Genomic DNA, 13,849 nt, shown 5'->3' with positions numbered 1-13,849 from the left:
CGTCGCCGAGGCGGCCTCGGGCGGGGTCAGTCGGTGTCGCCGTCGAGCGTGCGGCCCAGCTGCGCCGCCGCCGAGAGCCCCTCCAGGTAGCCGATGGCGCGCTCGGCCTTCGGGTACCGCTTGACCCACTTCCAGAACTCGGCACCGTGCCCGGGCACGAGCAGGTGGGCGAGTTCGTGCACGAGCACGTAGTCGAGCACCCATCCGGGTACATCTCGGAGGCGTCGACTCACCCGAATGGTCGCGTCGCTGGGTGTGCAGGAAGCCCAACGGGTGCGCATCGGCGGGACCCACCTGATCGCGCGCGGCTCGGCACGTCCGTCCAGGTACCTGGCGGACAGCTCGCGGCACCGTTCGGCCAGCGCCTCGTCGGACTCGCGGGCCGGGGACCTGCGCCGGGTCTCGCTGCGCTGCAACCGGCTGAGCATGTCCGCCACCCAGCGCTTTTCCTCCGCGCGACTCATCCGCGCGGGAAGCAACACCACGATCTTGTCTCCGTCGCGGTAAGCGCTCACCGTCTGCTTGCGGCGCTTGCTGCGGCGTACCTCCACCTCGGGTTCGGCCACGGCTGTGGACCTTAGCGAGTACGCCCGACATTGGGATCCCTGTGTGAGCGCGACCTCAGGCGCGGCCGCTCGGGGATTACTCCAATAAGTCGAAAGTGCCATGCTCTTGATGCATGCATGCCGATTGGTCCACATGTACCGTTCCCCAAGCCCGGCGACGGGCCGGAGTCGACCCAGCGACGCGGCTGGATCACGGAAACGAAGGAGGGGACCGTGGCCGAGACGTACAACGGCTACTGCGTGAAGTGCCGGGAGAAGCGCGACTTCACGGGTGAGATCTCGGAGACCAACGGCCGCCGGATGGCCAAGGGGACCTGCCCGGTCTGCGGAACCAAGATGACCCGAATCCTCGGCAAGGCGTGACCGGCGCGCGGGTGGGCCGCCGGCCGCCGCCCACCCGCGCCTGATGTCCGCGCCGGGCGCACCCGGCGCGACGGGAGAACACGCGCCCCGGAGCTGTGACCGCCTTCACTTCCGCCCCATTGCGGTCATCGCGTCACATACCGGGCGCATCGCGGGTCGATCTCCGCACACGGTGGCCCCGGAAACCTCTAGCATGTCACTGGGTTTTCACGTTCGAAAACCTCTTCGGACATCGCGAGAGTTTTCCTGTGCGCCCCAAGGAGAATTCGTGACCGACATCCCCCGACGCGCGGCCCACCGCACAGCCAAGCTCGCCAGTCTTCCGCTGGGCGTCGCGGGACGCCTGGCCGCTGGTTGGGGGAAGCGGCTCACCGGGCACAACGCGGCGGAGATCAGCGCCGAGGTGTCGGCGAAGACCGCGGAGCAGGTGTTCGCGGTGCTCGGCCAGCTCAAGGGCGGCGCGATGAAGTTCGGGCAGGCGCTGAGCGTGTTCGAGGCCGCGGTGCCCGACGAGATGGCCGGCCCCTACCGCGAGGCGCTGACGAAACTGCAGGCGGCGGCGCCGCCGATGCCCGCGTCGAGCGTGCACCGGGTGCTGGACGAGCAGCTGGGCCGGGGCTGGCGCAAGCGGTTCGCCGACTTCGACGACACCCCCGCCGCGGCGGCGAGCATCGGCCAGGTGCACCAGGCCACGTGGCACGACGGGCGCGAGATCGCGGTGAAGGTCCAGTACCCGGGCGCGGACGAGGCGTTGCGCTCCGACCTGCGGCAGTTGATGCGCTTCTCCCGGCTGTTCCAGTCCCTGGCGCCCGGGGCGGAGGTCAAACCGCTGCTCGCCGAACTGCAGGACCGGATGGTCGAGGAGCTGGACTACCGCACCGAGGCCGCCAACCAGCGGGCGTTCGCCGCCGCGTTCCGCGACGACGAGCAGGTGTTCGTCCCGCGCGTGCTGGCCAGTTCGCCGAAGGTCATCGCGACCGAATGGGTCACCGGCACGCCGTTCTCCCGGATCATCGCCGACGGTGCGCGCGCCGAGCGCGACGAGGCGGGTCGGTTGCTCAGCGAGTTCCACTTCTCCTCGCCCGCCCGGGTCGGGCTGCTGCACGCGGATCCGCACCCCGGCAACTTCCTGCTGCTGCCGGACGGGCGGCTGACCGTCATCGACTTCGGCGCGGTCGCCCGCCTGCCGGAGGGACTGCCCCCGACCATGGGCCGCATGCTGCGGCTGGCCATCGAGGACCGGTCCGAGGAGCTGCTGGAGCTGCTGCGCGACGAGCGGTTCGTGCAGCCGGACCAGGACCTGCGGGCCGAGGACGTGCACGCCTACCTGGCGCCCTTCGTGGACCCGGCGCGGACCGAGAAGTTCCACTTCACGCGGGCGTGGTTGCAGCAGCAGGCGGAGCGGGTTGGCGACCTGCGCAGCCCGGACTTCCGCACCGCGCGGTTGCTGAACCTGCCGCCGGACTACCTGCTGATCCACCGCGTCACCCTCGGCGCCACCGGCATCCTCTGCCAGCTGGACGCCGAGGTCGCGGCGCGCGACATCATCGCCCGGTGGCAGCCGGGTTTCGGCGACTGATCAGCCTTCCGGCCGGGTGCCCACGTGCACCGTGTGGGCCGCCAGGAAGTGGACGTCGTCGCGGTTCCCGACGTAGTCGGGCCCCTCGGGGTCGAGCAGCCGGTCGAGCGCGGCCAGGTCGTCGGCGGACACCCGGTCCTGCGCGCTGTCCCGCAGCCAGTCCAGCCTCCGCAGCACCGCACGGCGGGCCGGACCGGTCACCGGAGCCGGGCGGTCGACCAGGTAGCTCCAGGTTCGGACGTCGGTGAGCCCGGCCTCGCGCAGCGCCGCGGACCAGCCCATCGGCAGCCGCACCGAGTCGGTGATCTCGGCGCGCATCTCCTGGAACCGGCTCTCCCGGGCGGCGGCGAGCCGCGCCTCCAGGCCCGGCTCGCCCACTCCCACGTCCCACGGCAGCACGCGTTGTTCCAGGCCGAACTCCACGATCGCCAACCGGCCGCCCGGTCGCAGCAGCCCAGCCAGGCGGCGCAGCGCGGCGAGCTGGTCGGGCAGGTGGTGCACGACGAACGCCGCGTGCACCAGGTCGACCTGCCGTCCCACCGCGTCGGCCAGCGCGTCGTCGGCCGCGTCGGTCTCGACCGCGCGGATCTCGACCGCGTCGGCCGCCGCGCGCCGCGCGCGTGCCGTGGCCTCCGACAGCAGCTGCGGGGCGGAGTCCACCACCGTCACCGAGCCGCCGGTTCCGGCGAGCGCCGCGGCGAAGGCCGTCGCCGAACCCCCGGCGCCGGCGCCGATGTCGACCACGTCGCGGTCGGACGGCCGCAGCAGCGCTGCGACCACCTGCGCCGTCTCGGGTGCGGTCAGCTCGTCGGAGTCCCGCAGCCGCTCCAGCTCGGCGTCCCAGTCGATGTTGTCGTGCGAGTGATGGTGAGCCACGGCCGACCACTGTACGGCCAGTGGTCCCCGCGGCCGCCTGCACGACCGCGGGGACCACCTCCTCACCACCGGGCGGCGGCCCGGTCGGCCCTGGCGAGCGCGAAATGGCCGAGGCGACGCCACCAGCGACCCGCGCTGACCCTGCGGGCCAGCCGATGTCGTTGCGCCTCGGCTATCAGTTCGTGCCTGCGTATTCTCGAAAGATCTTCTGGCAGGAACATGCGGATCTCGTCCTCCGTGCGCATGCCGGGTGTGGGGATCGGGTGGTGGATGTGCTCGCTCATGCCGCGTTCTCCTGAGTTCGTCGTTCGGTGTTCTCCGCCGCGGGTTCGGCCGGCAGCGGGTTCTTGCGGGGACGGCCGCGCGGACGCTTGCGGGCGACCACGGCGCCGCGTTCGAGGATTTCGCCACCCCAGACGCCCCACGGCTCCCCGCGGGCGAGCGCCCCCGCGAGGCACTCCGCCTTGATCGGGCAGTCCGCGCACAACGCCTTGGCCTGCTCCAGGTCCCGCGGGTTCTCGGCGAACCACAGGTCCGGGTCGCGCCGGCACGGCAGGTTCTCCTCGCGGGCCGACGCGTCGAGCAGAGCGGCGACGGAATCCGTTTCCTGCTCCGCGACGTCCGAGCCGGGTATCGGCACACTCGCGGTCAACATGCGACTTCCTCCTGTGATCGGTCGGCGACAGGTCGTGGTTGAGGTGGTGCGCGGAAGAACTCTCAGGAACAACAAGAAGGCCGCGGACCCGAACAACAGGTCCGCGGCGTGGGACGCCCGAAGCGCTTCCTAGATCAACGGATCACGGAAGGCGGACCAGTCTGGGTGGGACTTCAGCTGCCAGAACGCGCGGAACCGGCGCGGCATGACATCGCGCTCATAGCCCAGTCGTTCGACCGGGAGGGACGCGAAGACGCGGAACAGCGCGAATGCCCCGTCCACGAGGTGGCTCGGGGTGCGGCTGAGCAGAATGCCGATCATCGAAGCCACCTCCTCCCAGAGCTCAGGTCGTGGTCATCGGAGACCACGACTCGCGCACCAGCAGATTATGGGGCGCACGGCAGCGGCCGCAACGTATTTTTCGAAGAATCCCCGCCGGATCGCCAAAACCCTGCGCCACCTGGGGTTTTCACAGTTTCACAGACCGTCCGGGCGTTCGCCCTGCACGAGCGCGAGCACGTCGGAGCCGAACTTCTCCAGCTTGGACGCCCCGACGCCGGAAATGCCCACCAGCGAGCGCACGTCCGTCGGCCGCTGCTCGGCGATCGCGGTCAGCGTCGCGTCGGTGAACACGACGTACGCGGGAACCTTCAGCTGCTTGGCGCGGGCGCTGCGCCACGCCTTCAGCTGCTCCAGCAGCCCTTCGTCCACATCGGACGGACAGTCGGCGCAGCGGCCGAGCTTGACGTCCATCGTGCTCACCAGTTCGGCGTTGCACATCCGGCAACGCGGATTGGTCTTCTTCTTCGGCTTGGCGAGCAGTTCGCGCTGCCGGACCTTGTTCGGCAGCGCCGCGGGGTGGTCGTCGGGAACCAGGCTGTACAGGAAGCGGCTGCGCTTGCGGAAGCGCCGACCGCCACCCGCGCGGGCCAGCGCCCACGACAGGTGCAGGTGCTCGCGCGCGCGGGTCACGCCGACGTAGAGCAGCCGGCGCTCCTCCTCGACCGCGGCGTCGGTGTCGGCGTGCTGGATCGGCAGCGTCCCCTCGACCAGGCCGACCAGGAACACCGCGTCCCACTCCAGGCCCTTGGCGGCGTGCAGCGAGGCCAGCGTCACGCCCTCCACGGTCGGCGGGTGCTGCGACTCGGCGCGCATCTCCAGTTCCCTGACGTAGCGCGCCAGATCGGCGTCCGGGACCGCCGCGACGAGCTCCTCGGCGAGCTCGACCAGCGCGATCAGCGACTCCCAGCGCTCGCGGGCGGCACCGCCCGCCGGGGGTTCGTCGACCAGGCCGACCTCGCGCAGCGCGTCGCGCACCGTGGCGGGCAGGTCGCCGGACTCCGCGCCGTGCGCCAGCGCGGTGCGCAACGCCGTCATCGCCTGGCGCACCTCGGCGCGCGCGAAGAACCGCTCCCCGCCGCGGACCTGGTACGGGATCTCCGCGTCGGACAGCGCCTTCTCGTACACCTCCGACTGCGCGTTGACGCGGAACAGCACCGCGATCTCGGACAACGCGACGCCCTGCCCGGCCAACCGCGCGATGCGGCGGGCGACCGCCTCGGCCTCGGCGGTCTCGTCCTCGTACTCGGCGAAGTCCGGGCGCGGGCCGTCCGACCGCTGCCCGACCAGGCGCAACCGCGTGCCGGCGGGGCGCTCCCGGGCCGCGCCGATCACCTGGTTGGCCAGGTCCACGACCTGCGGCGTCGAACGGTAGTCGCGCTCCAGCCGCACCACGGTCGCCTCCGGGAACCGGCGCGGGAAACCGATCAGCCACTTCGGCGTGGCACCGGCGAAGGAGTAGATGGTCTGGTTGGCGTCCCCGACGACCGTGATGTCGTCCCGGGAACCCAGCCACGCGTCGAGCACCCGCTGTTGCAGCGGGTTGACGTCCTGGTACTCGTCGACCACGAACGAGCGGTACCGGGCGCGGAACTCCTCGGCGATGTCCGGTCGTTCCTCCAGGATCGCCGCGATGTGCAGCAGCAGATCGTCGAAGTCCAGCACCCGCGCCTCGTTCTTGAGCTTCTCGTACCCGGCGAACGCCTGGGCGAGCTGCTGCGGGAGCACCGGGGTGACGCGTCCGGCCTGCGCGGCCGCCGCCGGGTACTGGTCCGGACCGACCAGCGACGCCTTGGCCCACTCGATCTCGGCGGCCAGGTCCCGGACGTCCTCCCGCTCCGTGGACAGCCCGAGCCGGTGCGCCGCCTGCATGACCAGCCGGAACTTGTTGTCCGCCAGCGGCCACATCTGCGTGTCGTGCACGCGCGGCCAGAAGTAGCGCAGCTGCCGGAACGCTGCCGCGTGGAAGGTCTGCGCCTGCACCCCGGCGGCGCCGAGCTCCCGCAGCCGGGTGCGCATCTCCCCCGCCGCGCGGGCGGTGAAGGTCACCGCGAGCACCTGCTGCGGGGCGACCAACCCGCGCTGCACGAGGTAGGCGATCCGCCGGGTGATCGTCCGGGTCTTGCCGGTGCCCGCCCCGGCCAGCACGCACACCGGACCGCGTGGTGCGATGACCGCCTGCCGCTGCTCCGGATCGAGACCTTCCAGGAGTCGCGGTTGTTCGGCCATGCGGGGCATCTTCGCAGACCCCGTCCCCCGGTCGGGCTCACACCCGGAACCTCGCGCACCGCGTGTCGCACGACCGGACGCTGCGCACCCGCGTTCGAGCGATGATCACGCCGGTGAACAGGTGATGTGCCCCGGGTCCGGGGAGAGCGCGGTGTGACGGGGCCGACCGGACCGGCGTCCGGCCGACCCCGCTCCTAGTTCTCCCAGGCCGCCCAGCCGCGGAGCATGCGGTAGGCGATCGAGACGCCCGGCGGCAGGCGCAGACCGTCGACCGCGCCCGCCTCCGACTCCAGCGCCGCCCGGACCGTGTCGCGGTGCACCCAGCGGGCGTCCTCGATCTCGCCGTCCGCCGGGTGCAGCGGTTGGGTGCGGTCCGCGACGGCCGCGAAGCCCACCATCAGCGACCGCGGGAACGGCCACGGCTGGCTGCCGAGGTAGCGGACGTGCGAGACGTCGACGCCCACCTCCTCGGCCACCTCGCGCCGCACGCACGCCTCCAGCGACTCGCCGACCTCGACGAACCCGGCGAGCACCGAGTAGCGCTCCTTCGGCCAGATCGGCTGGCGGGCCAGCAGGACGTGGTCCGCGCCGTCGTGCACCAGGCAGATCACCGCCGGGTCGGTGCGCGGGTACTCCTCGCGGTCGCAGCCGGTGCAGTGGCGCGCCCACCCCGCCCGGACCCGCGTGGTCGCCGCGCCGCACACCGCGCAGTAGCGGGCGTTGTCGTGCCAGCCGAGCAGGCCGACGGCCGTGGTGAGGAGCCCGGCGTCGGTGTCGCTCAGCAGGCCGCCCGCACTGCGCAGGTCGCGCCAGCCCTCCTGCGCGCCGTCGTGCTCGGTGCGCAGCGCCCAGTAGCTGACGCCGTCCTCGACGCCGAGCAGCACCGCGTTCGGCGCCGGGCGTTCCCCGAAATCGGCGGTCGGCTGGAAGTCGAGCCCCGAGTCCGCGGTGACCGGGGTGCGCCCCCGGGCGTCGACCAGCACGAGGCGACCGCCCGACCACAGCTCGGCAGCGCCGTCCGGGGTGTCCCGCAACGCCTCCCGTCGGTCCACTGTGGACCTCGACAGCAGGGGCGCGGAGTCCAGCTGGAAACCGGTGCACACGTCGGAGGTCATCGGTGCCGCACCCGCCTCACGGCAGCACCACTCCCCCGAGCGCGCCGAGCTGGTCGGCGAGCTTGTCCGCGTCGCCCACCACGACACCTGTGAAAGCGGTCGGCGCGAACTGCCGCGCTGCCTCGGCCACCTGCTCCGCGGTGACCGCGCGCAGCCGGTCCGGGTGGGCCACCAGCCAGTCCTGGCCCAGTCCGAGGGACGCCAGCACCGAGAGCATGCCCGCCATGCCAGACTGCGACGCCGTCGACGTCAGCAGGCCGCCGATGGCGTACTGCCGCGCCGACTCGACCTCCGCCTCGGTCGGCGGCACCACGGCCATCCGGCCCAGCTCGTAGCGGGTCTCCAGCAGGGCCGCAGCCGTGACCTCGCTGGCCGTGTCGGCGTCGACCAGCAGCGTCCCGTTGTTCCGGGTGAACTCGAACGTCGAGTGCGCGCCGTAGGTGTAGCCCTTGTCCTCGCGGATGTTCTCCACCAGCCGCGACGAGAAGTAGCCGCCGAACACCAGGTTCGCGATCTGCAACGCCGGGTACCGCTCGTCGGTGCGCGGCAGCGCCTGCGCGGACAGCCGCAGCTGCGACTGCACGGCCCCCGGCCGGTGCACCAGGCGGACGTCGCCGCCCCGGACGGCCGGCAGCGCGGGCAGCTCCCGGGCCGCGGCGTCCGACCGCCAGCCGGACAGCCGACGCCCCACCTCGGCCACCGCCTCGTCCGGGTCGATGTCACCGACGAGCACGAGCACCGAACCGCGCGGCAGCACCGACTCGCCGTGCAGCGCGCGAACCTCCCCGGCGGTCACCTCGGCGACGTCGGCGGCCTGCGGGACCTCGCGGACGAAGGGGTGGTCGCCGTAGCGGTGCCGCTGCAGCTCCTCCCGGGCGATCACCCGGGGCTGGGACCGCGCCACCGTGATCCGCTCGACCAGCCGGTCGCGCTCCCCGGCGACCTCGTCCTCCCGGTACACCGCCCCGGTCAGCGCGTCGGCGAGCACGTCGAGCAGCGTGCCCAGGCCGCTGGACAGGGCGTTGCCGGTGACGGCCAGCCGCTCCGGGTCGACCACGGCGTTCAGCTCGCCGCCGACCGCCGCCAGGTCCGTGTCGATCCGCACCCGGTCGCGGGTCTGCGTGCCGGTGAGGACCGTCTCCGCGAGCACCTCGGCGCGCGCCGCGTGCCGGGCGTCCTCACCCGCGAACGGGATCCGCAGCCGCAGTTCGACCATCGGCACCGAGCCGTGGCGGGCGGCGACCACGCGCAACCCGTTGTCCAGCACGGTGTCCACAGTGGCCGAAGGCCGGACCGTTCGCTGCTCCCCCAGGGCCGGCAGCGGGCGCGGGCCGAGCTCGGTGCGGCCGATCTCCTCGGCGCTGCGGTGCGTTGCGCGGGTCATGCCGCACCTCCTTCGTCTCCGGCGGCCGCCGAGCCGCCTGCGGGTTCGATCTCCAGCACCGCGCGCGAATCCGCGCGCAGCGCCTTGGCCGCGGCGGCGACGTCCTCGGCGCCGATCTCCGCGACCCGGGCGGGCAGTTCGGAGATCAGCTCGGCGCGGCCGTGCAGCAGCTCCGCGCTGCCCAGGTCCAGGGTCCGGGAGATCACGCGGTCGTGTTCCCGGTGCAGTCCGGCGGTCCAACGCGCGGTGACGCGGGACAGCTCCTCGGGTGCCGGGCCGTCCGCGGCCAGCCGCTCCAGCTCCTCGTCGACCGCGGCGGTGACCCGGTCCACCCCGACCTCCGGGGTGTGCACCGCGGTGACCGTGAAGGTGTCGGGGTCGCGCGCGTCCAGCGGTGCGCCCATCAGCCCGCAGCCCGCGTGCACGTCGACCACCAGCTTGTCCTGGTACACCAGCCGCTGCTGGAGCCGCGAGGCGTCACCGTCGGACATGATCGCGGCGAGGACCACGTTCGCCAGGTAGGCGTCCAGCTCGCCGACCGGGTCCGGCAGGCGGTAGCCGAGCGCGACCGCGGGCAGCGGCGCGTGCGGGTCCGCGTGCCGCCCCCGCAGCTCCCCGGACGGGCACGGCTCGCCGAACGACGGCCGTTGGGGGACCTCGCGCGCGGGCACGTCGCCGAAGTGCCGGTGCACCAGCTCGACGGTCCGGTCGACGTCGATGTCGCCGGCGATCGTCAGGACCGCGTTGCCGGGCGCGTAGTAGGTGTCGAAGAAGGCGGCGCAGTCGTCGACCGTCGCCCGCTCCAGGTCGGTGAAGTCGCCGTAGCCGTTGTGCGCGTTGGCGAAGGTCGAATACAGCACCGGGGGCAGCAGGATCCAGGGGAACCCGCCGTAGGGGCGGTTGAGGACGTTGAGGCGGATCTCCTCCTTGACCACGTCCACCTGGTTGCGCAGGTTCTCCTCGGTCAGCTTCGGCGCGCGCATCCGGTCCGCTTCGAGGAACAGCGCCCGCTCCAGCGCGGCCGACGGGAGCACCTGGTAGTAGTCGGTGTAATCCTGGTGCGTCGAACCGTTGAACACCCCGCCGGAACCCTGCACGTGGCGGAAGTGCGCTAGCTTCTCCAGGCTCTCACTGCCCTGGAACATCAGGTGCTCGAAGAGGTGCGCGAAGCCGGTTCGCCCCTCCGGTTCGGAACGGAAGCCCACGTCGTAGTGCACGCTGACACCGACCACGGGGGCCTGGCCTGCCGACCGACCGTCCGCCGAGTCCGGTGCGAGCACCACGCGCAGCCCGTTGGGCAAGGTGACGCGATGCAGCTGGGGTTCGACCATGCCATGCAGCCTACGTGCGCGGCTCGGAGCTGTGCGTGCCCCCTTCAGCACGCTTCGGCGTGTCGGTCCAGGGTTTTGTGACCGGGATCGCCCGGTCACCGCACCTGCGCCAGCAGCGCGTCGACCTGCGCACCGATCAACCGCGCGTCCGCCGGGGTGAGCATGTGGATCCGCTCGCCGGCAACGCCGCGCTCGTCGTGGTCGAGGTACCGGCCGTCGGGTTCGACGTTGTCGAACCAGCGCAGGATCGGCGAACGCCGGGTGCGGCCGTGCGGATCGCGGGAGTTCGCGGCGATCTGCCCGACCCGGACGTGCGGGGCGCGGCCGATCGCCTGGTACAGCTCGTGCTCCCGGTCGCCGCTGCTGCCGCGCGCCCGCGTCGCGGTCTGCAGCACGCTGCCCGGCTCCGCTTCCTCCTGGCCGACGCGGAACGAACTCGCGGGCACCTTCGGAGCTCCCCGGGTGCCCGGTGGTGCGGGCGGCAGCGTGCCGAGCAGGACCTGCGGCAGCGGGACGTTCTGGTGCACCTCCACCGTCAACATCCCGCCGAACCGCGGATCCTCCGCGGGAGGCTGCACCCCGAGCACCACGCGGTCGCCCTCGGTGCGGACCGCGACCGTCCGCCAGCAGTGGTCCTCCCCGACCTGCGGGAACCACACCGAGTCGACCCACAGGTGCGGGTGGGCCAGCAGCCGCAGCGCCTCCGCGAGCGCGGGGTGCACCTCGTCGTCCACGACCGCCCCGTTGGCCACCATGTTCCCCAGCTCGCGCCGGCCGATGTCGGCGAACTGCTCGGTCGTATGGCCGAAGGACGGCACGGCCAGCGGCAGCACGAGGTCGCCCAGCCCGAGGTATTCGAGCACGACGTCCACGTGCACCGGCGGCAGCTGCCACCGCGCCACCACGCTCACCGCTGGTCCTCCTCCTCGTGCGTCACTCGCCCAACACCGGCGGAGCGGTCCTCGGCATGTCGTTGAACCAGACGTCGTCCTGCTCCTCCAGCCAGGTCGGACGTTCGTGGTCCTCGTCCTCGCCGCCCTTGGCACCGCGACCGGCACCCGCGCCCAGCATGCCGCCGCGGGCCCCGGACCCGGACCGACCGGCGGCACCGGCGCCGGCCCCGGCACCACCGGAGCTCCCCGCGCCCGCGCGGCCACCGGCCCCGACACCGCTGCTGCTGCCCGCACCCCGGCCGGTGCCACCGCCTGCGCGTCCGCCGCCACCGACGCCGGATCCGCCACCGGTGGCACCGCCACCGATCCCGACCACGCCCGGCCCGGCACCGCCACCACCGACGCCGCCCGGTCCCGTGCCGGCCCCGCCGCCCGGCGGCATCCCCGGCGCCACCGGGTCGGCCCACTCGATGTCCGTCCCGGACGGTTTCCGGCCGCCGCCGGGGACGTCCGGCGGCACGCTCCCCGGCGAGCGGTGGTCGCCACCGCCGGAGCGGTCACCACCGCCCGGCCCGCTGTGGCCCGGGCCCGCGCCGTCCCGGTGGCCACCGCCGCCGGGTCCCCCGCCGTCGGGACCACCGCCCGGAGAACGCCCTCCCGGATCCACCGGGCCGCCGCCCCACGGCGTGTGGTCCGGCGGTGGCGGGGGCGGTGGTTCGACGGTGGTGCCGTCCGGCTTGCGGAACTGGGGCATCTTCGAGTCGACGTCGGTGAACGTCGGGCTGTAGACCCGCCCCATCGTTTCCTGGGCCTGCTTCTCGGCTTCCTGGTGCTCGCGCATCTGGGCCACGGCGTCCCGACCAGCGAGCCCGGGCACCGGCCCGGACGCGATCCCGGCGACGACGGACCGCCCCCAGCTGTAGCCCTCCGGCTTGGACACCGCCGCCTTCACCTGCCCGGCGGCGGAAGCCACGGTCGCCAGGTTGTTCCCGGTCATCTCGAAGGCGTTGCCGGTGTTCTCGGTCCAGCTCTTGATCGGGTCCCCGACCGTCTTGGCCTGCTCGGCGGCCTCGCCCTCCCAGCCACCGCCGATGATGTTCTTCAGCCCGGACGCGTAGTCCGAGCCGTGGTCCCGCAGCGCTTTGCCGAGCTTCTGCCACGCGTGCGCGGCCTGGGTGGCCTTGCCCTCGTCGATGGACTTCTGGTTGGTGTCGTAGATCTGCTGGTGGCTGAAGCTCGACCAGTTCACGCACTGGCTGATCCCCGGCGGGTCGTAGCCCTCGACCCCGTCCCGGAGCGCCCGGTTCCGCTCGGCCAGCGCGTCCCGCTCGCGCGCGCCGGTCTTCGCCGCCTGCTCCGCGTGCTGCTTGGCTTCCTGTTGGGCGTAGGTGTCGTAGCCGAAGACGCCCGCACCGGTGTCGTGCACCGTTCGCCAGGCGCTGTCGGCCTTGTCGCTGAGCCAATCACCCAACCCCATGGCTCCCCCTCGTCACTGCGGCAGTCTGGCCGCGGTCTGGTCGGCGATCTTCTCGACCTCGCCGCAGGCGTCGAATTCCGGGTAGTTCCCGGTGACCTGGTACAGGACGATCCCGCCACCAGCGGACACGACGGCGTTGCACACGCCCTGCCCCTTGGCACCAGCGGTCAGCATGCGGGCACCGGCACGCCCCGCGAACGGTTTGCGAGTGAACTCGTCGAACGTCCCGGTCTTCTCGTACTGGTCGAAATCCTCGTCCACGTTCTTCTGCAGGGAGAGGATCATCTGGTCCCCGTTCCACTTGCAGCCGGGTTGGAAGCCGACCTGGGTGAAGTCCTCGGCCTTGGTCTCCACTCCGAACGACGTCAATTCCTCGGGGGTGAAGAACGTGCACGCGTCGAAGCTCTGCAACGGCTTCGCCTGCGGCTCCGGCTGTTCCGCTCCGCTGTCCCCGGCCCCTCCGCAGGCCGACAGACCAAGCAGAGCCGCAGCGGTGACGGCGGTGATCACGGACCGGGAACGCACACTCACTGGATACCTCGCTGCATGTCGTTGGCGATCTGCTCGTCGGTGGAACGATAGTCCTTGGCTGCGCTCCGGAAGGCTTTCGCCTGCTCACGGAGTTCTTTCTGGTACTCGCGGACCAACGCGAGCGCCCCCGCGTTCTCGTCGGTCGCCTTGGACTTGAACCGCGCCGTCAATTGCTGACCGTCAGGCCAACTCCCGAGCCCGTTCAACGAGTTGATGGCGTTGGCATCCGCCAGGACGGCCGTCAGCTCCCTGGCCTTGTCCTCGCAATGCTTGGCCGCTTTTTCCGCCACTTCGGGGTCGAGGGCGAGCTTGCCCGCGGAGACCTGCTGGTTGATCCACTGCGTCTGCGCGGACACTGCCTGCAGTCCGGCCTTCGCGCTCTGGAACCCGACACCCTCTGCGCTCGTCATTCCCAGACCCCTCGGACTCCGACATATCCCCCAACGCCGACGACCACTCTAGTCCGACGCGGGTGCGGCCGGAACGGTTCCCGAAAACCCGTCGCAGCACG

At 72.3% G+C, this 13,849-nt stretch carries 15 protein-coding genes; 2 read left to right on the top strand and 13 right to left on the bottom strand.

Translation table 11 applies throughout. The features are described from left to right. Positions 1–26: 26 nt before the first annotated feature. Positions 27–566 (bottom strand): M48 metallopeptidase family protein, encoded by a 540-nt coding sequence (locus NV263_RS04245; protein WP_263251202.1) that lies wholly within the window; start codon positions 564–566, stop codon positions 27–29. Between the two features lie 213 nt (positions 567–779). Between NV263_RS04245 and NV263_RS04240 the strand changes: the two genes are divergently transcribed. Beyond that, positions 780–929, top strand: coding sequence for a DUF5679 domain-containing protein (locus tag NV263_RS04240; RefSeq protein ID WP_263251201.1), 150 nt, complete (start codon positions 780–782; stop codon positions 927–929). A 268-nt stretch (positions 930–1,197) separates the two neighbouring features. Further along, a complete protein-coding gene (locus NV263_RS04235) occupies positions 1,198–2,508 on the top strand; it encodes an ABC1 kinase family protein (RefSeq protein WP_263251199.1) in 1,311 nt (436 codons plus the stop codon). On the opposite strand, the gene NV263_RS04230 is transcribed toward NV263_RS04235, so the two are convergent. The 12 genes from NV263_RS04230 to NV263_RS04175 all read right to left on the bottom strand — a co-directional run bounded on the left by NV263_RS04230 (position 2,509) and on the right by NV263_RS04175 (position 13,748). Further along, on the bottom strand, positions 2,509–3,384 hold the full coding sequence (locus NV263_RS04230) for a class I SAM-dependent methyltransferase (RefSeq protein WP_263251198.1): 876 nt from the start codon (positions 3,382–3,384) through the stop codon (positions 2,509–2,511). 62 nt (positions 3,385–3,446) lie between these two features. Then, on the bottom strand, positions 3,447–3,668 hold the full coding sequence (locus tag NV263_RS04225; RefSeq protein ID WP_263251197.1) for a hypothetical protein: 222 nt from the start codon (positions 3,666–3,668) through the stop codon (positions 3,447–3,449). After that, positions 3,665–4,039, bottom strand: coding sequence for a WhiB family transcriptional regulator (locus tag NV263_RS04220; RefSeq protein ID WP_263251195.1), 375 nt, complete (start codon positions 4,037–4,039; stop codon positions 3,665–3,667). Before NV263_RS04220 ends, NV263_RS04225 begins: the two co-directional genes overlap by 4 nt. 129 nt (positions 4,040–4,168) lie before the next feature. Further along, positions 4,169–4,360 (bottom strand): hypothetical protein, encoded by a 192-nt coding sequence (locus tag NV263_RS04215; RefSeq protein WP_263251194.1) that lies wholly within the window; start codon positions 4,358–4,360, stop codon positions 4,169–4,171. Positions 4,361–4,516: 156 nt separating this feature from the next. Then, complete coding sequence (locus tag NV263_RS04210) at positions 4,517–6,607, bottom strand: ATP-dependent DNA helicase UvrD2 (RefSeq protein ID WP_263251193.1); 2,091 nt, start codon at positions 6,605–6,607, stop codon at positions 4,517–4,519. 194 nt (positions 6,608–6,801) lie between these two features. Continuing rightward, positions 6,802–7,722, bottom strand: a complete 921-nt coding sequence (nudC, locus tag NV263_RS04205; protein WP_263251192.1) for an NAD(+) diphosphatase — start codon at positions 7,720–7,722, stop codon at positions 6,802–6,804. Between the two features lie 16 nt (positions 7,723–7,738). Then, positions 7,739–9,106 (bottom strand): M16 family metallopeptidase, encoded by a 1,368-nt coding sequence (locus tag NV263_RS04200; RefSeq protein WP_263251190.1) that lies wholly within the window; start codon positions 9,104–9,106, stop codon positions 7,739–7,741. Beyond that, positions 9,103–10,437: a M16 family metallopeptidase gene (locus NV263_RS04195; protein ID WP_263251189.1), complete on the bottom strand. Its 1,335-nt coding sequence runs from the start codon at positions 10,435–10,437 to the stop codon at positions 9,103–9,105. Before NV263_RS04195 ends, NV263_RS04200 begins: the two co-directional genes overlap by 4 nt. 95 nt (positions 10,438–10,532) lie before the next feature. Further along, a complete protein-coding gene (locus tag NV263_RS04190) occupies positions 10,533–11,348 on the bottom strand; it encodes an ESX secretion-associated protein EspG (RefSeq protein ID WP_263251188.1) in 816 nt (271 codons plus the stop codon). Between the two features lie 22 nt (positions 11,349–11,370). Next, positions 11,371–12,807 carry a PPE domain-containing protein gene (locus tag NV263_RS04185; protein ID WP_263251187.1) on the bottom strand — a complete coding sequence of 479 codons (1,437 nt, stop codon included), beginning with the start codon at positions 12,805–12,807 and terminating at the stop codon, positions 11,371–11,373. 12 nt (positions 12,808–12,819) lie between these two features. Continuing rightward, positions 12,820–13,332, bottom strand: a complete 513-nt coding sequence (locus tag NV263_RS04180; RefSeq protein WP_263251185.1) for a DUF3558 domain-containing protein — start codon at positions 13,330–13,332, stop codon at positions 12,820–12,822. A 2-nt stretch (positions 13,333–13,334) separates the two neighbouring features. Further along, positions 13,335–13,748 (bottom strand): hypothetical protein, encoded by a 414-nt coding sequence (locus tag NV263_RS04175; RefSeq protein WP_263251183.1) that lies wholly within the window; start codon positions 13,746–13,748, stop codon positions 13,335–13,337. Between the last annotated feature and the right edge of the window lie 101 nt (positions 13,749–13,849).

Source organism: Saccharopolyspora rosea, from assembly GCF_025643595.1.
GTDB classification, from domain to species: Bacteria; Actinomycetota; Actinomycetes; order Mycobacteriales; family Pseudonocardiaceae; genus Saccharopolyspora; species Saccharopolyspora rosea.
This window is presented reverse-complemented; position numbering and strand designations above follow the sequence as displayed.

What these genes read in the sequence shown, in the direction of transcription:
- NV263_RS04225 (WP_263251197.1), bottom strand. Translation starts at nt 3,668, where the DNA reads ATGAGCGAGCACATCCACCACCCGATCCCCACACCCGGCATGCGCACG.
- NV263_RS04220 (WP_263251195.1), bottom strand. Translation starts at nt 4,039, where the DNA reads ATGTTGACCGCGAGTGTGCCGATACCCGGCTCGGACGTCGCGGAGCAG.
- NV263_RS04215 (WP_263251194.1), bottom strand. Translation starts at nt 4,360, where the DNA reads ATGATCGGCATTCTGCTCAGCCGCACCCCGAGCCACCTCGTGGACGGG.
- NV263_RS04210 (WP_263251193.1), bottom strand. Translation starts at nt 6,607, where the DNA reads ATGGCCGAACAACCGCGACTCCTGGAAGGTCTCGATCCGGAGCAGCGG.
- nudC (WP_263251192.1), bottom strand. Translation starts at nt 7,722, where the DNA reads ATGACCTCCGACGTGTGCACCGGTTTCCAGCTGGACTCCGCGCCCCTG.
- NV263_RS04200 (WP_263251190.1), bottom strand. Translation starts at nt 9,106, where the DNA reads ATGACCCGCGCAACGCACCGCAGCGCCGAGGAGATCGGCCGCACCGAG.
- NV263_RS04195 (WP_263251189.1), bottom strand. Translation starts at nt 10,437, where the DNA reads ATGGTCGAACCCCAGCTGCATCGCGTCACCTTGCCCAACGGGCTGCGC.
- NV263_RS04185 (WP_263251187.1), bottom strand. Translation starts at nt 12,807, where the DNA reads ATGGGGTTGGGTGATTGGCTCAGCGACAAGGCCGACAGCGCCTGGCGA.
- NV263_RS04175 (WP_263251183.1), bottom strand. Translation starts at nt 13,748, where the DNA reads ATGACGAGCGCAGAGGGTGTCGGGTTCCAGAGCGCGAAGGCCGGACTG.